Source organism: Paenibacillus sp. Marseille-Q4541, from assembly GCF_018310695.1.
Lineage (GTDB): Bacteria > Bacillota > Bacilli > Paenibacillales > Paenibacillaceae > Paenibacillus.
Map to the genome: position 1 here is coordinate 15,405 of NZ_JAGXCY010000041.1, position 20,599 is coordinate 36,003.

General features: G+C 41.1%; 23 protein-coding genes. 7 read left to right on the plus strand and 16 right to left on the minus strand.

Annotation, left to right across the window (positions count from 1 at the left end):
• Window positions 1-5: 5 nt before the first annotated feature.
• From KFT32_RS23930 to yyaC, 4 genes are all read right to left on the minus strand, one after another.
• Window positions 6-1,172: a class I SAM-dependent methyltransferase gene (locus tag KFT32_RS23930; protein WP_211749953.1), complete on the minus strand. Its 1,167-nt coding sequence runs from the start codon at window positions 1,170-1,172 to the stop codon at window positions 6-8.
• 87 nt (window positions 1,173-1,259) lie between these two features.
• The gene (locus tag KFT32_RS23935; protein ID WP_211749954.1) at window positions 1,260-1,916 is read right to left on the minus strand and encodes a DUF6483 family protein; all 657 of its coding nucleotides are present in this window, start codon (window positions 1,914-1,916) and stop codon (window positions 1,260-1,262) included.
• Between the two features lie 133 nt (window positions 1,917-2,049).
• Window positions 2,050-2,841 (minus strand): alpha/beta fold hydrolase, encoded by a 792-nt coding sequence (locus tag KFT32_RS23940; RefSeq protein ID WP_211749955.1) that lies wholly within the window; start codon window positions 2,839-2,841, stop codon window positions 2,050-2,052.
• Between the two features lie 139 nt (window positions 2,842-2,980).
• Window positions 2,981-3,523, minus strand: coding sequence for a spore protease YyaC (gene yyaC / locus KFT32_RS23945; protein ID WP_481856367.1), 543 nt, complete (start codon window positions 3,521-3,523; stop codon window positions 2,981-2,983).
• Window positions 3,524-3,629: 106 nt separating this feature from the next.
• On the opposite strand from yyaC, the gene KFT32_RS23950 reads away from it, so the two are divergent.
• On the plus strand, window positions 3,630-3,854 hold the full coding sequence (locus KFT32_RS23950; protein WP_211749956.1) for a DUF1128 family protein: 225 nt from the start codon (window positions 3,630-3,632) through the stop codon (window positions 3,852-3,854).
• A 129-nt stretch (window positions 3,855-3,983) separates the two neighbouring features.
• Here the strand turns inward: KFT32_RS23950 and KFT32_RS23955 are convergent, their stop codons facing one another.
• Window positions 3,984-4,994 carry an asparaginase gene (locus KFT32_RS23955; protein ID WP_211749957.1) on the minus strand — a complete coding sequence of 337 codons (1,011 nt, stop codon included), beginning with the start codon at window positions 4,992-4,994 and terminating at the stop codon, window positions 3,984-3,986.
• Between the two features lie 169 nt (window positions 4,995-5,163).
• Between KFT32_RS23955 and KFT32_RS23960 the strand changes: the two genes are divergently transcribed.
• The 4 genes from KFT32_RS23960 (at window position 5,164) to KFT32_RS23975 (ending at window position 7,261) form a co-directional block, all read left to right on the plus strand.
• On the plus strand, window positions 5,164-5,820 hold the full coding sequence (locus KFT32_RS23960) for a phosphatase PAP2 family protein (RefSeq protein WP_211749958.1): 657 nt from the start codon (window positions 5,164-5,166) through the stop codon (window positions 5,818-5,820).
• A gap of 111 nt (window positions 5,821-5,931) precedes the next feature.
• The gene (locus tag KFT32_RS23965; RefSeq protein WP_211749959.1) at window positions 5,932-6,189 is read left to right on the plus strand and encodes a GlsB/YeaQ/YmgE family stress response membrane protein; all 258 of its coding nucleotides are present in this window, start codon (window positions 5,932-5,934) and stop codon (window positions 6,187-6,189) included.
• 62 nt (window positions 6,190-6,251) lie between these two features.
• Window positions 6,252-6,818: a YtxH domain-containing protein gene (locus KFT32_RS27635; RefSeq protein ID WP_211749960.1), complete on the plus strand. Its 567-nt coding sequence runs from the start codon at window positions 6,252-6,254 to the stop codon at window positions 6,816-6,818.
• A gap of 86 nt (window positions 6,819-6,904) precedes the next feature.
• The gene (locus KFT32_RS23975; protein WP_211749961.1) at window positions 6,905-7,261 is read left to right on the plus strand and encodes a DUF5665 domain-containing protein; all 357 of its coding nucleotides are present in this window, start codon (window positions 6,905-6,907) and stop codon (window positions 7,259-7,261) included.
• A gap of 116 nt (window positions 7,262-7,377) precedes the next feature.
• Here the strand turns inward: KFT32_RS23975 and KFT32_RS23980 are convergent, their stop codons facing one another.
• The 11 genes from KFT32_RS23980 to KFT32_RS24030 all read right to left on the minus strand — a co-directional run bounded on the left by KFT32_RS23980 (window position 7,378) and on the right by KFT32_RS24030 (window position 19,508).
• Entirely contained in the window at window positions 7,378-8,358 is a 981-nt protein-coding gene (locus KFT32_RS23980; RefSeq protein ID WP_249436105.1) for a magnesium transporter CorA family protein, read from the minus strand.
• 95 nt (window positions 8,359-8,453) lie between these two features.
• Window positions 8,454-9,227, minus strand: a complete 774-nt coding sequence (locus KFT32_RS23985; RefSeq protein WP_211749962.1) for a sigma-70 family RNA polymerase sigma factor — start codon at window positions 9,225-9,227, stop codon at window positions 8,454-8,456.
• A complete protein-coding gene (rsbW, locus tag KFT32_RS23990) occupies window positions 9,224-9,676 on the minus strand; it encodes an anti-sigma B factor RsbW (RefSeq protein WP_211749963.1) in 453 nt (150 codons plus the stop codon). Before rsbW ends, KFT32_RS23985 begins: the two co-directional genes overlap by 4 nt.
• Before the next feature lie 18 nt (window positions 9,677-9,694).
• The gene (locus tag KFT32_RS23995; protein WP_211749964.1) at window positions 9,695-10,033 is read right to left on the minus strand and encodes an STAS domain-containing protein; all 339 of its coding nucleotides are present in this window, start codon (window positions 10,031-10,033) and stop codon (window positions 9,695-9,697) included.
• A gap of 92 nt (window positions 10,034-10,125) precedes the next feature.
• Window positions 10,126-11,790 carry a response regulator gene (locus KFT32_RS24000; RefSeq protein WP_211749965.1) on the minus strand — a complete coding sequence of 555 codons (1,665 nt, stop codon included), beginning with the start codon at window positions 11,788-11,790 and terminating at the stop codon, window positions 10,126-10,128.
• An 18-nt stretch (window positions 11,791-11,808) separates the two neighbouring features.
• The gene (locus KFT32_RS24005; protein ID WP_211749966.1) at window positions 11,809-12,681 is read right to left on the minus strand and encodes a CheR family methyltransferase; all 873 of its coding nucleotides are present in this window, start codon (window positions 12,679-12,681) and stop codon (window positions 11,809-11,811) included.
• Window positions 12,682-12,765: 84 nt separating this feature from the next.
• Entirely contained in the window at window positions 12,766-16,473 is a 3,708-nt protein-coding gene (locus KFT32_RS24010) for a response regulator (RefSeq protein WP_211749967.1), read from the minus strand.
• Between the two features lie 4 nt (window positions 16,474-16,477).
• Window positions 16,478-17,650, minus strand: a complete 1,173-nt coding sequence (locus tag KFT32_RS24015; protein WP_211749968.1) for a fused response regulator/phosphatase — start codon at window positions 17,648-17,650, stop codon at window positions 16,478-16,480.
• 243 nt (window positions 17,651-17,893) lie between these two features.
• Window positions 17,894-18,238: a YflT domain-containing protein gene (locus KFT32_RS24020; protein WP_211749969.1), complete on the minus strand. Its 345-nt coding sequence runs from the start codon at window positions 18,236-18,238 to the stop codon at window positions 17,894-17,896.
• Window positions 18,239-18,332: 94 nt separating this feature from the next.
• Window positions 18,333-18,860 carry a hypothetical protein gene (locus KFT32_RS24025; RefSeq protein ID WP_211749970.1) on the minus strand — a complete coding sequence of 176 codons (528 nt, stop codon included), beginning with the start codon at window positions 18,858-18,860 and terminating at the stop codon, window positions 18,333-18,335.
• Between the two features lie 123 nt (window positions 18,861-18,983).
• Entirely contained in the window at window positions 18,984-19,508 is a 525-nt protein-coding gene (locus KFT32_RS24030) for a DUF948 domain-containing protein (protein WP_211749971.1), read from the minus strand.
• 351 nt (window positions 19,509-19,859) lie between these two features.
• Between KFT32_RS24030 and KFT32_RS24035 the strand changes: the two genes are divergently transcribed.
• Both KFT32_RS24035 and KFT32_RS24040 read left to right on the plus strand, forming a co-directional pair.
• Window positions 19,860-20,021, plus strand: coding sequence for a DUF1328 domain-containing protein (locus tag KFT32_RS24035; RefSeq protein WP_211749972.1), 162 nt, complete (start codon window positions 19,860-19,862; stop codon window positions 20,019-20,021).
• Between the two features lie 200 nt (window positions 20,022-20,221).
• On the plus strand, window positions 20,222-20,599 hold a 378-nt coding region (locus tag KFT32_RS24040; protein WP_211749973.1), incomplete at its 3' end, for a hypothetical protein.

Consider the following 20,599-nt stretch of genomic DNA (forward strand, 5'->3'; position numbering starts at 1 on the left):
GACGTTTACGCCTCAGGAAGCAAATCACGACAAGCACGCTCCAGGTAGGGATCCACGTGTAAAAAGTCTCGATATTCCGTATATTCTTTCCACAGCGTATTCCGATCGCCCGCTTGTCCACGGACAGCTCGAATCAGAATGTTTTTTGGCGTATGCTCCAGATCAATAAATTCAAGTAATTGGGTTCGATATCCCATCATATCTAGCAATTTGGCACGGATGGAGTCTGTAGCAAGTGCAGCGAACCGCTCTTTCAGAATGCCGTGAGATAATAATGGATTCATGACGGCAGCTTCCATCTGGGCAAATAATTCATGCTGACAGCAAGGCACGGACAAAATAACCGAAGCCCCCCAGCGAACTGCTTTATCCAGTGCTGCATCAGTTGCAGTGTCACAAGCATGAAGAGTAACTACCATATCTACCTGATCCAGCTCATTATACTCAGCAATATCTCCTACCAAAAACTTCAGATTTTGATACCCGAGATTTTTGGCAATTTGACTGCAGTGTTCAATGACATCTGCCTTAAGATCAAGTCCAACTACCTGAATTTTACGCCTTTGCTTCACTGCTAAATAATGATAGAGAGCAAAAGTAAGATACGATTTCCCGCATCCAAAATCAACGATGGTGATCGGTCTCTCTTCTGGTAGACTTGGCAATACATCTTCGACCATCTCCAGAAAACGATTGATCTGTTTGAATTTATCATACTTACGCGCATGAACTTTCCCTTCTTCACTCATAATGCCAAGTTCAATGAGGAACGGAATAGGCTTGCCATCTTCGAGCACATATCTTTTCTTCCGATTATGTGAAAGGTCAATCTCCGATTTGGAAGGAGAACGGGTCAGGATGGAAACCTTATATTTTTTGCTGATCAAAACCTGGTAATCGGCTTCTGGTGTACAAATCATACCTTGCCGAAACGTTTCCTCAAACAAAGTAATGACCGCAGTAACCGCTTCCTCCGGTTCCATATTTTCATGAATCACCTTGTTGTTCTGATGGTAAGCAAACTGGTAGTGCAATTTATTTTTCAGTAACAGCGGCTTAATCTGCACTTTTGAATAAAGCTGCCCTTCTCGTTTACGCAGCTGACTCAGTGTGGCATTTATAAGCGCTTGCTCTTCAAATACGTCCGTTATTAATTTTCGTAAAGAATCCAAGATGGTACATCTCACTTTCTATATGTCATTATCTTAGTAACGATAACATATTAAAGATTTATGTTCAGTAGTTATTTTCCGTTTGGGTCAAGAACGGGAAAAACGCTCTTGCAAGTGATGAAGCCCCTCTTCGACCTCATGATGAGGCAGCCCTCCCTGTTCAAGTTTTGCATCGTCTTGTTCAAGCAAACGTAGGTAGAACTCGCGGGCTTCTTCCTTGTAATGTTCTTCTCGTTCCACTAAACGATACCAACTATTTTCTGCTTCCGCATATCTTCCAACTTCCTCACTGTATAACGCTAGCAGTCTTTCCGTTTTGTCAGGAAGTTCATAACCTTTCACTTTCACACACAATTGCTGGATCCGTTCTGGAGCTTGTAAAATATCTCGGTTTGCTCCATTAAGCATACTGTATAGATACAAATGCAGTGCCTTCATATAACGAATAAGAGATATATCTGTTAGTCCCTGATCCTCGTAGATTTCGCCTTCTTCTTCTAGAATACGTGCTACCTGCTGAACTTTATCCACTTCGACTCCGTTACCAATACGGAATAAATCAATAATATCTTCGGTAGGCAAAGAATTCAGCAGCTGAGAATTCAGGCGAAAATGACGCTTCATCCACTCATCCAGTTCCCATAAGGCCTCTATGTGCTTTTTTTTCTGTTTAAGGTCAAATGCTTTGCCAATCATGTCGGTCATTTCCTCCACCATACGGAGGAGATAATCTCTTCTGAACATATGGACTTCCTCTCCTTAGAAGTATATCCGTATTGTATGGTATTGATTTTACCTGTATTGACGTGAAAAAGCCAAACACAGCAAAAAAGCAGACAGGTCTTAAGGTTCACCCATCTGCTTATTATCTCTACTCTTATTTTACATTCTTGTCCATAAAATCAGAAATAATCTGTACCAGCGCATCAGGTGCCTCCACCATGCTCATATGGCCGGCTCCTTTAATCAGCGCCTGTGTTACTCCTTCACCTTCCACTGTAAAGGTTCTTTCTGGAGGAACAACGTTATCGGCTTCCCCAGCAACAAGTAGCAACGGAATAGCTGCTTTCTCTAGGACATGTCGGCGATCAGGTCGCTCACGCATAGCAATCGCTGTATTAGCTGCTCCCTGGGGAGCTGTCCGATATCCAATCTCCTGAATTTTGTCAACTGTGGAAGACATCGATTCACGGTGTTCCTCTGCAAACAAACCAGGAACGAGCGAATCCACAAAACTTTGAATTCCTTGCGACTGGATAACTGAGACGGCCTTCAATCTTTTTTCTTTCGCCTCTTCGCTGTCGGGATATGCAGTAGAATGAACTAAGCCCAAAGCATGTAATCGATCAGGATAACGCTCTGCGATAGAAAGAGCAATGTATCCGCCTAGTGAATGTCCTAATACACTCGCTTTGCCTATACCAAGTGCGTCTAAGACTCCAATCATATCATCTGCCATCTGATCTATGCTGTAACTGCTATTTGGAGCATCAGACTCACCATGTCCTCTTAAATCGGGAACAAGACAACGATAATTTTGGGCCAGCTTGGGCAGTATTTCTTCAAAATATGCCGAACTGCCGCAGAAACCATGCAATAGTAAGATCGTTTCTCCTTCTCCATGATCGTTATAAGCAATCTTCTGATTTCCAAGTTCGATTTTCTCCATCAGTTACGCCTTCTTTCTGTTTGCAGTATCGAAATACTAGATTGAAGTTATTTTATTCTATTAAGCTTTTTATGCTGTACTGAAACGAGCGTACTCATATATAGTACTTATCTCATGCTTACCTAGGTTAACGACACTCCTATTTTACCCCTTTAAGCTCTGCTTTAGCAGCATCTGCAATTTGAGAGGCCATATTCATCACTTGATAAAGCGACGTCATTTGCAAAATAGAATAAGGTTTTGGACCGTTCGCATTTACGATTGCCGCAATACTATAATCCCCTACTGGAGGAAGTTGTCCCTTTACTGAGCGCGCTGGAAACAGAGATGCAGTTCGGCATAGAAATGCACCTACTTCGGAGGAGGATCCTAGACAAGCATCAATTGCAATGATCACTTGGTCTTGTGGAATTCCAGCAAGATAAGTTACCAAATTTGTTGCGTCACATGGGTCTGTGAGCGTTCCAATGACCCGCGTAAATCCTCGTTCAAGCAAATAACTTCCGGTAAGCGGACCGAGTGCATCACCTGTTGAACGATCCGTTCCAATACATACGAAAGTGATCTCTTCTTCCTTATGTTGTGTATAAATCCCCTTAAAAAAAGCAATGAGCTCGGCCGGTGTCATCGCACTGGAAACGGAAGTTCCCCTTCTTGAAGATAGGGAAGCAAATTTAGACAAATCTCACACATCTCCTTTCCATGTCTTCTTTCTTGTCTTTCTATCCCGCTTCTTACATGATACAATACGAACAAACTTTACTGTATCTGAAAGGAATGGACGGAATATGGATTTATCTCAAAAAAATCAGCAAAATATTGAGTACATGATTGATGCCATTAAAGCAAAACTGAAAATGGCGAGTGCTTCCGCCCTGCAATCTTCTGCGTTCTCCGTGGAACAATATGATGATATTTATGATCTCTATGATGTTGTGAATTCGAAAACAAATCTCAGTATATCTGAAGTAGAAGCATTAGTATCTGAGCTTGGCCGTCTACGTAGAGTGTAAACATGTAGCACCTACACATTAAAAAAAGCCCTGAGCTTGGCAGATATGTTGACAGCTCCTTTAAGAGGAGATGTCAACGTCTGCGATAAGTTTTCAGGGCTTTTTTATATAGAAGGGTATGACACATTTCTATTTATGTGATTCCAATACAAAAGCTGCCTCTGCCTTACCTACTACGGTTCCGGCATCATTTCGGATCTCCTCCGGAAACTGCTCAGTAAGGCGCTGAATCGTCTCTGCATTATCGTAACCAATTTGAGTAAGGATTGATTTGACAATCAGTCCCCATTCTTCATCCGAGCCATCAAGTACTTTAAAACTAATACCTAATCTTTCTTTCCGTAGTGCGAAACAAAACACACCCTGAAATCCACCCTTAGCAACAATATTATGATCTTGAAGCAACACTGAATCCACTCGTCCTGTTCCGCCTACCATCTCCGGCGCCTCGTTCATTGCTGAAGTGATCACTTGCACTGCCTTGCGTGTTCCCTCATCCTCAATGAGATCTGGGCAAGCCAATTTTAGAAATGCCGTAGCCATTGTAGAAACAGGCAGTGCATACACTGGAAATCCACAGCCATCTACCCCTACAGCCATGTCACTCGGATCGATGTCACCTAAAACGGAAATGGTCTGTTTGATCTCTTGTTGAACGGGATGATCAGGTCTGGCGTAGGAATGAAGATCATATCCTTTTATCTTACTGTACGCGAGGACTCCCATATGCTTACCGGAACAATTGTGTAACAACCGTCTTTTATCGCCCTGTTCTCGAATGTATTCCGTGCGGCTCTCTTCATGTAGTGGAAAACTTGGCGCACATACGAGTCCCTCTTCATCCAGATCTATTTTTCCCTTCATCTGTTCGAGCGTATCCCTATGATAAGATTCCGACCTGTGAGAAGATACCATTAGCGCAATTTCTTCTTGACTAAAATCATACGCATCGGCAATACCAGCCCGAATTCCAGGAATCGCTTGAAGCGGTTTGGCAGCAGAACGAGTAAACGTTCTAAAATGGGGGTTACCAGCGGAATAAATGATTTGCCCTTCCTCATTTACAATGCATATATGCCCTCGGTGTGCACTTTCCAGTACGCCCGAACGAAATTCTTTTAATAAAAGTGTATCTGTCATGCTTGTTCTCTCCTTCTAAATAAGGGACCGACTTTCATTATATAGGGTACCCTAACATTCACCATAGTACAGTATAGTACAAAGAAGCCATTTTGACAGAGAAAATGGGTAAACTATTCATGAAAGTGTAATTTTACTACGTCATCGTACATAAGGAGCTATTCTAATTATGGTAAAAAACAAAAATCATTTCTTATTATGGTCCGGTGTTGGACTCGCTTCCATTTTTGCTGTTGTATTTTTTATCGTACTTCTATTTTCAGTCATAGGTATTGATCTCATTCAAGAGATTGATGTCAGCATTCAAGAGGTACTTTTCCCTACCGAAAATAGCTGGTATTACTCTCTTCTTCCACTCATGCGGGCGATTACTTCGTTTGGATCTTTTCAATACTCCTTAGTCTTTGCACTTGCATTCGCTTGTTATTACATTATCTATCGAAGCCGATACCTCGAAGGATACCTTGTCCTATTAAGTTTTGGAGGCATGTGGGGGATTAACTTTATTACAAAAATGATGCTTAGGCGAGATCGCCCTAACCTTGAATATCTTATGGAAGCAAGTGGATATAGTTTTCCGAGTGGACATGCCATGGTTGCATCCGGATTTTACGGGGTTCTCTTACTGCTTCTGATCTACCCTCTAAAACAAAGAAAAATAGACATTTTCTTCCCCTGCTCGTTAGGGATTTTATTTATTATTTCACTTGGATTTAGCCGTATTTATCTTGGTGTACATTATCCGTCAGATGTCCTTACTGGACTCATTGCTGGGGGAGTATGGGTTATTTGTATGTACCGAATCCTTCGGATTGAACTTTCGTAGCTCTTACTAACAGACCCAGTTAGTTCTTACCATCCTTGTTTCAATATTGGCAGGTAGCGTTTATATATCGAGTAAGCAAGGTACAAAAAACAAGCAAAGGAGGCGATTGTTATGTGGGCGATCATCTTAAGTATTGTAATGGCGATTCTCATTGGGCTCATAGGTGATGCTCTCGTTGGCCATAACATGCCAGGCGGTATTTTAGGATCAATGATAGCTGGATTTGTCGGAGCTTGGATCGGTTCGATGCTTTTCGGTGACTTCGGTCCCGTCATCGCTGATTTTGCCGTTGTCCCAGCCATCATCGGAACGGCCATCTTCGTTTTTCTTCTCGGACTTATTGGAAAACTGTTTAGAAAAGCAGCTTAACGGGTTAAGAAAAGAACAAGAAGTTATAACTTATAAAATTTAATTAAGAGGAGCGATTTATCATGAACCACAATGACACGGAATACAATAGATCTATTGCAGATTATAGGAATGAAGAAACAGGCGGCGGTAACAATTTCACAAAGGGACTGTTTATCGGAGGTTTGATCGGTGCAGCGGCAGCATTACTTTTTGCACCAAAACCTGGTCGTGAACTTCGTGGTGATTTGTCTTACCGTATGTCTGAAGTATCCGATAAAACGAAAGAAGTTGCTGTAGTCGTTGGTGATAAGGCTTCTGAGATCGCAAAAACGGTTTCTTCCAAAACATCCGATTTGGCTAAAACGGTCGGCGATAACACATCTACCGTAATGACAAGTGTAAAACACGCTACTTCTGATGTTGTAGATGAAGCGAAAAAAGCTTCTTCCAACGTAGCTGACGAAGCAAGAAAAGCTTCTAACGATGTGAGCGCTGAGGCGCAAATTGCTTCAAACAACATTTCAGAAGAAGCAAAAAGTGCTACTTCTCAAGTTGCTGCAACAACAGAAAAAGCAACAAATGAAGCAAATCGTGAACTGAACCGCAGTCAATCAAACTATTCTTCTACAAATAACAGATCTCTGTAATTAATCAGACGTAGCGTATAGCCAGCTGTATACAGCTGGCTATTTTTAATAATCTTTCACTTTTAGGATAGAAGGAGGAGCCTCTCATGAGTACAGTTAATATTAACCCTGAAAAGAATAACAATCAGAAGAAGGAAGTCATAAACGAACATCCTTTTGAACTGAGACATGAAGTCAAAAATCTAAATACGCAGCTTGAAGGTATCTATAAAGCGATGGAAAGTGTTGAGTTCAAAGATTTGCTGGAGAACTACAGCAGCACCAAAAGACGTTTAATGTCTAACTTCACCGCTGGTATTGCCCGTGGATTAGGCATGTCGCTCGGTACCATCGTCGTACTCGGTTTGTTAGGATGGTTACTCAGTCTAATGGTGGATATGAATCTTCCGGTCATTGGAAGTTACATTGCGGAGCTGCAAGGTTACATAGACCAAGCTAAATAAGGATCATCTATTTCCTTTACTCATCATGTCTCATTCTGTTTCATTCCATCACAAATAAAAAAGCCTGCATATTCCCTGACCGGGTAATAGATAGGCTTTTTTGTCTATTCTAAGATTTACTTTTTCTTTTGCTCACCATGGGATTTAATCTTCAGAATATCTCCTGTCCAGCCCTTCATATACATCCATCCATACATACCTACCATGCTAGCCAGTGTAGCTGTAATCACGACCGTAAATCCCCAAGGCGTCTTAATCCATGGCAAATTTTCAAAGTTCATCCCCCATATGGCCCCTACAGCTGTCGCAGGAGTAAATACAGCAGTTACTATCGTCAGCGTCTTCATGATATCATTGCCTCGAATCGAAGAAGTCGCATTATCAATGGAGATGAGGGTATCAATCTCCTTCTCATAGTGAGTAAATAAACTATCCATACGCCTCATTCGGTAATACAGCTGCTTATACGTTCTTCTTTCTTCTAGATCATGATCGTAAAAGGCCTCATTCGCTGCATGCATTAGTTCCTGAAATGCAATAAACTGATTGCTCCAGAACAGGAGTTCAAAACGTGCGTTCAGAATTCTGTCCATTAAAGTTCGTGCGTTTCGCTCTTCCATACTACGCTCCAATTTGCGTAGGTTCACTTCAAACTCATCCATTCCAATATGAAAATAGTGCAGCAATGTTCGTGCCAGAACGAACAATCCAGACACCGCGTCTTCTGCCTCAGATAAGATCGTTAACCTTTCTTTCGCATAAAGCATTTGCCTTGTTCCTGAATCTATATTTAGCGTAACTAGTGTTTGTGGATCCACATAAAAATAAAACTGATTCACATGCTGTTCATCACCGATGTTCGTTTTAATCGTGTAAAGAATTGACCCGAATAAAACCTGCTTCCCTCCTGCTACAGTACGTGCTGAAATATAGTTCGTCTCTAGTTCAGGAAGTTTGTCTAGCCATTCTGAAGCCTCAGGTAGGAGCTCTCTGAGCTTCCTCAATTCGCCGCATTCAAAGTCCGTTACCGTGTAATCTCTCCACTGAAAGTGCTCAAAGGTCATCATTTGCTGATCCTTTTGTCCTTGTTCTTCCAAAAGTATCCCTCCTTTATCACTTCGCATCAAAAGAAGCATGCCAGCATTCCGAATGAAATGCTGGCATGCTTCTGGCATTACTTAAGCATATTTTATTAAAAAGAGGAAGATTGCGACATAATTTGTTTTAGTTTCTCTGTAGCTCTTTTCTGAATACGAGAAACACTCATCTGGGAAACCCCGAGCTTCTGAGCAATGGCTCTCTGCGACTGTCCATCCTGGAATGCAAGCAGAAGAACCTTCTGTTCCTGTTCTTTCAGTTGGTTCATCGCTTGCTGAAGGTCCATTCGTTTCTCTACAGCATCGTAATCATTCACATCAGAGCTGATCAGTTCACCGAGGGTGGCTGTGCTCTCATCTTGCGATAAAGGAGAATCCAGAGAAACATAATGGTATGATTCGCGCCCTGCAAGTACCTCGACCGTTTCTTCAACAGTAAGATCGAGATAACTTGCGATTTCTTTAACATCTGGTGAACGTTCAAGCTTCACCGTCAAATCATCGATGGCATGCTGGACCAGCGCACCTTTTTCTTTAATCCGACGAGGCACTTGTATGTACCAAGATTTATCGCGCAAATAATTTTTCATATGACCAATCATACTTTTCATTGCATAAGGCTCGAAAGGGATCCCCAAGGTTATGTCATATTGACTGAGTAACCTAACGAGAGCCATTTGACCAGTTTGGTACAAATCTTCATATAAATCCGGCCTATTTCGGGATATTTTCCCGGCAGCCATTTTGACCATAGGCTCGTATTTCTTAATAAGAACGGTAGCAATTTCATTATCTTTGGTCTGTTGATATTCCCAAATCAAACCTACTGCTTCGTCCATAGACTCTTGGGGAGTCGAGCGTTCAGTCATACCGCTTCCTCGCTTTTAGAGAGGCGTTTGGTCAGTACAACCTCAGTTCCTTTTCCAGATTCGCTAGTTACACTTACGTCATCCATAAGCGCCTGCATCAGGTAAAACCCTAGCCCGCCAATTTGAACATCATTCAAATCTTTATCATGTAACGTAGCAACGCCTTCTCTTTGCTCAACACGTTCAAAGCTCTCCCCTTCGTCTTTGACCGTGATAGCAAGTTCCGAATCGTCAAAATTAAAAATAACTTCTACAACTCCATTTTCCTCGCCGTAAGCATAAAGTACAGAGTTATTACAAGCTTCAGAGACTGCAACCTTCATGTCCTCAATCTCTTCATAAGAAAAACCCATTTTTGATGCAATTCCATACAAATTGAGTCTTACAATATCAACAAAGTCGGCTGTAGCCGGCAAATTCAGTTTTACACTTTGTGATTCTGCTTTCATTTTACCTTCGTTCCTTTCCTATTGGGAATTCTCTTGAGGGACAAAGAATTTCGAAATCCCTGTCATATCAAACAGTTTTTGAATGTTTGCAGGCACTTCTTCAACGATAAAGGTCGCTTTCTGACCGTGTCTTACTTTTAAAATAGATAGCAAGATACCAATTCCAGTACTATCAATGTATTTCAGATCTTTCAGATTCACGATTAAGTTTTGTTCTGTATCCCCCACTAAAGGTTCCATCGTGTTACGAAAATCCGGTGCTACTGAGAGGTCAAGCTCTCCACTCAAATAAACCTTGTTTGAACCCGCAACCGATTCTGTCCTTGCATTAAATTTCTCATTTTTGTTTGTATTCATTAGACATCTCTCTCCCGATAAAAATGTTATCTATACTAATTAACCCTAGCTATAAGATATGAAACACATTTCGATATTCCATATATTATCATTTATGTTATGGAAGTCGTCCTGGAAGTATGGTGGGTAAGGTAAGTCTGCCGAATCTCACTAATCTTTTGTTTCACATTGGCCATTTTCACAGGCTTACTGATATAGTCCGTCATTCCTGATTCGATACAGCGATCTCTTATTCCATCCATTACATTTGCTGTCATCGCTATAATAGCGGGCTGTGGCCTGCTACCAAGTTCAGAGCGAATACGCCTTGTACATTCTAGTCCATCCATAATAGGCATCTGTAGATCCATAAAGATGAGGTCATACGAATAGTTCAAAGCCATCTCCAGCGCCTGCTTACCATCCTCTGCAATATCAGAGTTTAAACCTAATTTCTTCAGCATGCTTACCATCAGTTTCTGATTCACTGGATGATCATCAACTACGAGGATCGTTGCATGTGAATCCCCCTGCTCATCTGGACGTTCTGCGAAAATAGGAAGTTCCTCGTCTTCTATCATTTGATGATAAGGAAGCATTTTAACCGTAAATACAAAGGTAGCTCCTCGCTCTTCTGTTGTATCTACTTTAATCGATCCTCCCATCATCTCCACGAGATTTTTACAGATGGCAAGACCAAGTCCTGTACCTCCATACTTTCGTGTCATAGACGAATCAAGCTGTGAAAATGGCTGGAACAAATGGCTGGCTTTTTCTGGAGCTATTCCAATCCCCGTATCCTTAATAGTGAACTCAAGTACATGGTGACACTGCTCCGTCTGTTTTAGAGAAGCCATAAGGTACACCCCACCATATTCTGTGAATTTGAGAGAATTTGCAATCAAATTCGTAAGAATTTGTCGTAACCTTGAACTGTCTCCGTAAAGAACGTTCGGTATGGCTTCCTCTATAAAGTAGACAAGTTCAAGTTTCTTTTTGGAAGCCTCCATCTGAAACAAACTGAAGATTTCTTGAATACAAGAAGATAACTCAAAAGGTTGCTGCTCGAGTTCCATCTTTCCAGATTCCATTTTGGTAAAGTCCAAAATATCATTTATGATAATTACCAAAGCATCCGCACTGCTGCGAATAATTTGTGTATATTCTTTTTGCTCATCCTGAAGCTCGGTTTCCATTAATAAATCAATCATTCCGATAACACCATTCATCGGTGTTCTGATTTCATGGCTCATCATAGCCAAAAACTCTGTTTTGGCTTGAACTGCAATTTCCGCCGCTTCCTTTGCCTGAACCAATTCTTGATTTATCCGTTCCAGCTCCATCGTTTTTTGCTGCAACAGCATGGATTGGATCTTGAGACGCTTATTGGACAAATACATATCCACAAAACCCTCAATTTTGGATTTCAAAATTTGCGGAATAAAAGGTTTAACCATGTAATCAATTGCACCTGCGGAGTAACCAGCAAAAAGATGCTCTGCTTCTTTACTATTAGCAGAAATAAAAATAATAGGGATATCCTTTGTTTTATCTCTAGCCTTGATTAATTTGGCTGTCTCTATTCCATCTAGACCCGGCATCTGAACATCAAGAACAATGACTGCAAAATCATACTTTAGCAGACATCTAAGCGCTTCTTCCCCTGAAGTCGCTTTAACGAGAACATATTGCTCACTTTCGAGGACTGCTTCAAGAGCTAACAGGTTCTCGGGACGGTCATCGACAAGTAAAATATGAATCGGCTCTTTAATCCCCATAGCCATGGTCCCCCCCTACTACTTTAACTTACGATATATTTTTTCAAACCGGTCCATCGGCTCATAATCATCACTGTAACCTGAAAAATGAATGGATTCTTTCGAGCCGAGTACCAGTACTCCAAGACGACTTAAACTTTCATGAAATAACCCGTGAACATGATGCCTTAAATCATCATTGAAATAAATCATAACGTTTCTACAGAATATAACGTTAAATTCATTAAAAGAACGATCCGTTGCAAGATTATGCTCAGCAAAAATAATGTTTTTTCGTAAAAAAGGATGAAACATTACCGAGTTATAACGAGCTGTATAATACTCCGAGAAAGCACGGGATCCCCCTGCCTCCATATAATTTTTGGTGTATAGTTTCATCTTCTCAATTCCGTACACACCTTCCTTCGCTTGCTGAAGAGAACGTTCGTTCATGTCCGTAGCATAAATTCGTGACTTTTCGTAGAGTCCTTCTTCATGCAGTAAAATAGCCATCGAATAAACTTCCTCTCCAGTAGAGCAACCGGCGTGCCAAATCCGTATATAGGGGTACGTCCTAAGGAGCGGGACTACCTTTTCACGAAACACCTTGAACAAGCTGGGATCACGAAACATTTCGGTCACTGGGATAGATAAGCTTTGCACCAATTTTTTGAATGCAGCTCGTTCATGCAGCACCTTATGCTGAAGCTCTGAAATAGAACCCACACGTTCTGTATCTACATGATGCAAAATTCTTCTTCTCAGAGAAGGCATAGCATAGTTTCGAAAATCATAACCGTACAAACGATGAATTCCTTCCAGGAGCAAATCAATTTCAATTTGTTCCCGCTCTTCCTGAACAGGTTTCTCTTCTACAGATTCTCCTGTATTTGTCGATTCCCCAGATGTCATAAATTGTTCCACTTCCTTACTATATACTTCCGAATTCCATATTCTTAAAATACGGGTTCTAATTCATATACCCAATATCGCCTCTTACGAATACAACCAAACCCGCATTAGAGATAATAACTGATCCGTTTGAATTGGCTTTTTCACATAATCTGATGCCCCCGCCTCAATACACTTGCTGCGGTCGTCTTTCATCGCTTTAGCCGTAAGAGCTATAATTGGCAGTTTCTCGAAATCAGGAATTTGTCTGATCCGTGTCATCGCCTCATAACCGTCCATCTCCGGCATCATCATATCCATCAAAACAAGATCATAATTACGATCTTTTTCAAGCAGTTCTAACGCTTCTCTACCATTCTCGGCAAAGGTCACATCCATACGATAACCTTCTAGTACACTAGACAAAGCAAACACGTTTCGAATGTCATCATCCACTAATAAAATTCGTTTACCCTCAAAAAGAGTTTCCTTGTTATATAGTTTCTGCAAAATCTTTCTCTTATCTTCTGGTAAGTTCGCTTCAACCCGATGCAAAAATAAGGTCGTCTCATCCAGCAAACGTTCCGGCGATTTTACATCTTTAATAATGATCGATTCAGCATACTTCCGAAGCTCGAGCTCCTCTTTACTATCAAGTTCCTTACCTGTGTAAATAATGATAGGTAGATCATTCAACTGCGCATCGTCTCGAACCTGATCGAGCAGTTCAAAACCCGTAATATCAGTTAACATCAGATCGAGTACCATACAGTCGTATCTAACTTTGCGTAATTCTTCAAGTGCTTCTTTCCCTGTAGAAACAGCTGTAATTGCTACATCATCATGGTCAATAAGTTCAATAATGGCGTTACGCTGAATCTCATCATCTTCTACGATGAGCAGCCGTTTAAGAGATTTATCAATATAAGATTCAATATGAGCGAATGCCTGATCAAGTGATTCACGTGAAGATGGTTTTTTCAGATAGGCTATCGCCCCCATCATGAGTCCCTGTTTGATTTCATCCATGACAGAGATAACATGTACCGGGATGTGACGCGTCGATAAGTTCGCCTTGAGCTCATTCAGTACGCCCCAACCATCCATAACAGGAAGCTGGATATCGAGGATAATCGCATCCGGTAAATATCGCTTCGCCATTTCCAGCCCAATATCTCCTTGCAGAGCTACAAGAGCCTTGAATTCGCGCTGGCGTGTCATATCTAGAAGTATATTAGCGAACTTCGGATCATCTTCAATAATGAGCATAACCCGGTCTCCGTCCTGAATGTCTTCTCTGTCATCTTTAATGTTATTAACAACAGCTACTGAGGAGGAAGATAGCACTTCCGGCATGGAGGAAACAGGGGTCGGTCTATTATAGACTGCTCTTTCTTCCTTTATAAAGCCCTCGTGTGCTGCTGCAGATTCTTTATAATCATTTGAAGTTGCATTCAGTTTGACCGCATGTTCCTTAACCAGCGGCAAGTAGAGAGTAAAGGTACTTCCTTCTCCTTCTACCGAGGTAAGTTTAATTTCCCCGCCGAGCAGTTTGGATATTTCACGGCTGATCGAAAGTCCAAGTCCCGTACCGCCGTATTTTCTGCTGGTGGTTCCATCCACTTGCTGGAACGCTTCAAAGACTAAATCAATCTTGTCTGGAGCAATTCCAATCCCTGTGTCCTTAACAGCAATCGCAATGAAAGGTACATCCACATCAAAATATGCTGGAAGCTCAGATTTCTCTGCTTGCTTCATGCTGACAGTAATGGCCCCCTCCGATGTAAATTTCAGGGCATTCGATAATAGATTACGCACGACCTGTTTTACACGGTGTCCGTCTGATATAAAGGATTCTGGTAGCTTCTTATCGATCTCAAAATTAAGCTTCAAATCTTTACTGAGCGCAACAGGAGCAAAGTTTTGTTCTACGAAGCTCTGTAATTCCGAGATATTTACCTTCTCATGATTAACTTCCATTTTGCCGGATTCTACTTTGGACAAGTCTAGTATTTCATCAATCATTTTCAAAAGATCCGCACCTGACATATAAATGGTTTGTGCATACTCTTTCTGTTTTTTCGTTAGGTTCCCATCTTTATTTTCTGTCAAAAGCTGAGACAGAATAAGCAAGCTGTTGAGCGGAGTTCTCAGCTCATGGGACATATTAGCCAAAAATTCCGATTTGTATTTCGACGTAATGGACAGCTGCATCGCTTGCTGCTCCAGTTGACGTTTCGTTTGTTCAATCTGTTCGTTTTTCTCTTCTACCTGCTGCACTTGTTCTTCCAAAGCTCTAGTCTTACCAAGCAGCTCTGTATTAAAATGTTCCAATTCTTCCTGTTGACGCTGCAATAGTTCTTCCGAACGTTTCAGTTCCTCTGCCTGTTCACCCAGGCTTTCATTAGAACGTCTAAGTTCTTCTTGCTGGGTCTGCAGTTCTTCCGATTGCATCTGAAGTTCTTCCGTTAGAGCTTGAGATTCACGCAGCAGCTCTTCTACACGCATACGGCGGTTAATATTGTTAATAATAACGCCAATGTTATTTACTAGCTGTTCAAATAGCTGCTTTTGGAGAAAACTTAATGGTTCAAAGGAAGCAACCTCAACGACACCCACCACTTCATCTTCAAATAAGATAGGCCGGATCAAAATGCTGGTAGGCGTTGCAGAGCCAAGACCAGAACCAATTTTTAAATATCCATCTGGAGCTTCGCTGAGCTCAATTACCTTTTTGTCCAGCGCACTTTGACCAATGAGCCCTTCTCCAATCTTAAAGGTGTCTTTATAATCAGCTTCTCCTCCATCAAACGCATAGGCTCCATAACGTTTTAATTCCTCTGGATGTTTGTTTTCATCATGGAGATACACGGCACCATAATTCACACCAATGATAGGTGCGAATTCACTTATAAACAACTGGGAGACTTGCTCTGTTGAGCCTACACCCCGTAACAAGTCAGTAATGCGAGCCATGTTACCATTTAGCCAGCTTTGATCCTCTTGGGCCTTCGTGTATTCTTGCTCCATCAGTTGTTTCTGTTCAAGGTCCTCCGCCATATCTTTAAATACATGGGCAATCTGACCAATTTCATCCTTGGATTTTATTTTTATTCTACGAATAGTTCGGAATTTCCCTTTGCCAAAACTTTGAATCATCATAGACACCGTATTTAGCCCATTTGTAATACTTGGCAGAACCCATAAAATAATCGCAAGAGCAATGAGCAATCCAGCCACCAAAAAGCCAGTAAGCCATTGTACGGTATTATTCATTTCAGCTTTCGCATCTACAATTTCCTGATCAATCTGCAAATCCTGAAAAGAATTCAATTCGGATAAGGCATCCAGCGTATTTTGTTGCGCTTCGATCCCTGTGTTATTTCGATAACGGTTTGCTTCTGCACTTTCTCCTGATTCAAGGAGCTGCATAACACGGGTAGTGTAATCTTCAAAATCTTGAAGGTTCTCATCGACCTTTTCTACAAGGCGGTGCTCCTCTGGAGAATTAGCCCGATCTGTTATTTTACTCAAATAGTCAGTCATGCTGGCCTTCTTCTCATTAATTCTAGTACCAGCAGACTGCACGTTATTTAAATCTGAATTTAACATTGCTGTCGCAATGTAGAAAGCAACATCATTCACCTCGGCACGGACACCAGAAGTAAATCTTGTCTTCATGTATCGATCATTATACATTTTATCGATTTCATTCTTCATATTGTTGGTGGCATTAAAACTTAACATCGTAAGGACGATTAAGACAGCCATCATTGCACTGAAGCCAACCAGCAATCGAGTGCGTATTTTCATCCGGTCATTCTCCTTTTAGTGAGATCCATACTAAACATATATCATCCTCATGTTCCTTAGGAACGTCATCATCGAAGAACATCTGACGCATTTCCTGTTCGTCTAAACAATGGTTCTTGCTCAAACGTTCTTTCAAAAAGGAAAGTTGGTCTTCTCCCTCACCTTCCACGGCTTCTAGTAATCCGTCCGTGTACAGGGTAATGTGACTATCCCCTTTATAATAAACAGTGTGAGTCTCTGCCTCCATCGAATCGAACAATCCCACAGGATGTGTGACACGATCGAGTGAAATAACTTCGCCATCCTCTTCGAAAAGAAGTGCTGGAGGATGCCCCGCGTTTACATAGTCAATGCGTTTCTCATTCGTATCAATAACGAGATAAACGGCAGTAAAATAATACATAACCAGCTGATCATCAAGGTAAAGCTGATTGAATCTACGGTTTAGCTCCTTAATGACCCGATCGGGTTCTACATAGGTTGTCACCGTGTCTTTTAATACGGAAGCAATAAACATGCAGAAGAGAGATGAGGAGATTCCATGCCCCATCATATCCAGCAAAATGACACCGTATCTCCCTTTACCAAGCGGGTACCAAGCATATAAATCTCCTGCCAGCTCGGCAGACGGCTGATAGAGGGCGCTCACCTTAAATTTCGAATCTTCAATTGCTGGACTGAGCACGGCATTCTGTACTAGTCCGGCAAGCTTGAGTTCGTCTTGAATTCGCTGATCTCGTTCTTTACGCCAGTCTTTTTCCTGTTTCAGTCTAAGTGCAAGCCGAATTCGAGCCATCAGCTCCACTTTATTAATCGGTTTCGTAACATAATCCATCGCACCTACATCAAGTGCTTCAGCAAGCTTCTTAGAATCACCCACGGCCGTAACCATAATGATAGGGATATCTTTAAGGTGGGGGAATGTTTGAACGATCCCACATGCTTCAATCCCATCCATTTCAGGCATCATCATATCCAGCAAAATAAGATCAATATTCGGAGCCTCTGCTGAATCTGATGGAATATCTTTGTTTTCTCCACGAACTTGAACACCTAATATATCAAACATCTCAAATGCAGATTTAGCAGCAATAATATCTTTATAATTTTCTTTCTTCAAAATCTCACGAATAATAATGACATTGGTTGGATTGTCGTCGACGATAAGTATTCTCATAACCCTCTCCTTCTACTAACAACGATTATACAATGAACTTTTTTTCTGTAACAGAAGTAAAATATAGTATTCACAATTGTATATACTATTCTCTCAACTATAGCAAACTTTAAAGAGATTTGATATTTAGAGAAGTGAAGTGAATCAACTACCAAAGGACATATAATTACAACGCACAGAAAGGAATGGGAAAAACATTCCCATTCCTTACCATTTTTTATTCTATTTCCTTATAGGTTCTTGTTACTCTCCACGTTGAGCGATAACAAGAACCTTTCCTTTATCAAGCTCTTTCTCATAAAAATCAGCTTCCGCTTCTGTAAATCCAACAGAGACAATTTTCGCACGAAGCTCATCCCCACGTGAACGGAACAGATTAGCAACGGAATCAAATACACCTTCTTCTTTTAGCCCAATTTCCTTGGCATGTGCTTTATCTGCAATACGATCTGTACGGTCTTCACTATGTGCCAGAACAAAGATATCTTTGGCTAGGTAGTCTGCTTCCCGAAGCTCTTTTACCGTTTCTACTGCTTGAATCCCGTTTTCAACGACTTTTGCATAAGCTTTCGAATTTGTTGTACTCATGACATCCACGCTCCTTAGGAATATCTAATTTTCTAGCAATTATCTACTATATAACCAGTTCGACTTTCTTTGAATCATCTTTTTTCTACATTTTTCAAAAAGAAGCTTCATCGAAAAATTCTACCTGTTTTAGACTCTGATCCTCATTTAAGTATACTTTAACGGCCTGATGACCTTTCTTGTAAACATCCCCGTCCTCAGCTACATAGTCAGGTTTTCCAAGTGTTTGTTTAATACTACTCGGGGTCAGTTCCATGTACACATCATTTACCTTTAAATAAGGCGCATCTTTTTTCACCTGAATATAGGAAACCAATCCGTCTGTTATTCCAACTACTACGTCATCGTAAACATACTCTTTACTCCCAAGCAGCCAATCTTCCCTCGTCTGCTGAGGAACTCCTTTTTTGTTCAATAAATCCGACTTGGTATCTTGTAAAGAAATATCGTTTACTGTTGTAAACTCGTCTTGTTGTGATGCGGAAGGTATTTGAGCTGGTTCCGACTTCTTTACCGCCAACTCTACTGATTGATTTCCTTGCCAAAGTGCGGCAGGTTCAGCCATGGGTTGAACGGAAAAGGGAGATGTCAAAGCCAGCATGAGCAGCATCATTTCTACCATAATCTCTCACCCTTTCTTCTTCTCCTTATGCTGTACCATCCTGCCGCACGTCTAGCCCCTATAGGGATATTACGTATTTAACGTATGGCAAGATTTTCTGCATGGTAATTATTAACCAGCTATTTATCTTCTAATCTTGTTCCAAGTATCTGCAGCGATATCTACATAATTAAGCCATTTTTTGCTTGAAGAGGTTTCATGATGTGCAAGATTAGGAGTTACAATACCAGCAGAGGTGCCACCGACAGCAGGCAAAGCTTTAACTTCCGATGCCTTTCTCTCCATATCCCGACTGCTTCTTACCACATTTCCAGGCTCTTTCTTATGTTGAAACTTATTTATTACCGTGCTTGAAACTTGTTTAGCAGCCGCAGTGACTTCGGTCAATACATCACCTAAATTTTTAACCGATGTCATAACTGGATCAATTTGCTTCATTTTATGCTCTACGTCTGCCGTAATATCGTTAGCATGACGAACCGTTTGTTTTACTTCATACCCTAGTTCATCGATCGTACCCTGAACCTCTTTAAGTGTTTTAGATACATTATCTAGCGACTCCTGTGCAGTCTTTAGTGTCTTAATTAGAAAAAAGACAAGTACGGCAAAAGCAATTGCAATAATAGCAACACTTATTTCCCACAACATATAAACAACCTCGCTTTCATTTCTCCTAAGTAGTGTTTGTTATTCGTTGATTACCCGCCGGTTACATACTCGAAACAAGTGATCTAGCTCGTGAAAAAAGTTTGCTATTTCCTTTTATTTAAATATGCAAATCATAAGTAGAAGCGAAATTTCGGGACACCTCCTAAACCCCACTTTCCAGTTATTGTGTTCTGTTTCACTCCAAGTTCACTCGGTTAATGACAACTACGAAACGAGAAGACAGTGTTTATGGCCGCTGGAATTGTCCTATTCATACATACGTCAAACTGGAGAGTTCCCATGGTCGTAACCATTTTCTTCGCGTAATACAAATACAAAGGAATGATATTCATGCTGAAATGGACTCTTATTTTTCTAATTGTCGCTGTTGTTGCTGGGATCTTTGGATTCTTCGGCATCGTAGAAGCAGCTGCTTCTATTGCCAAAGTACTCTTCTTTATCTTCTTGGTACTCTTCGTTATTTCTCTCGTTATGGGTCGTACACGAACCTGACGCTAGGTATTACATTGTAAAAAGGTATAAAAAAAGCTGCTGGCCTCTGCTAGCAGCTTTTTTATGTGGAATAAATATAGAAAACATGTAAAATGGAAAAATAATGAACGAATTGTTATTTTCTGTGATTCAACTGATGCTAGGAATGGTTATTGTTATCTCAGAACAAACAACTACATATATCCTTGGGAGGAAAACAAATGAAAAAATTGATTACGATTACAGCCGCTCTCGCCCTTACCGCATCTTTCGCAGGAGCAGCAAACGCAGCAACAGAAACAACAGTAACACCAGCAGCTACAATCACTCCTGCATCCGTTTCCACAACGGTGGCTGGCGATACCAGTACTACAGTAACAACTGATGTATATGGTCCGGTGCTTGTCGAGCCAGGTGATGGGATCGACCTTCCACTTCTACCTCTTGAGATTACAAAAAAAACCTATTTTTACGATAAGCCAAATGGAAAACGCACGGGTGCACTCAGTTCTCAATTTGTTTCCGTTACTGGGAACGAGATCCTCAACCAAATGACAGGTGATACTTGGGTAGAAATTTACACAAGGAAAGGGATCGGT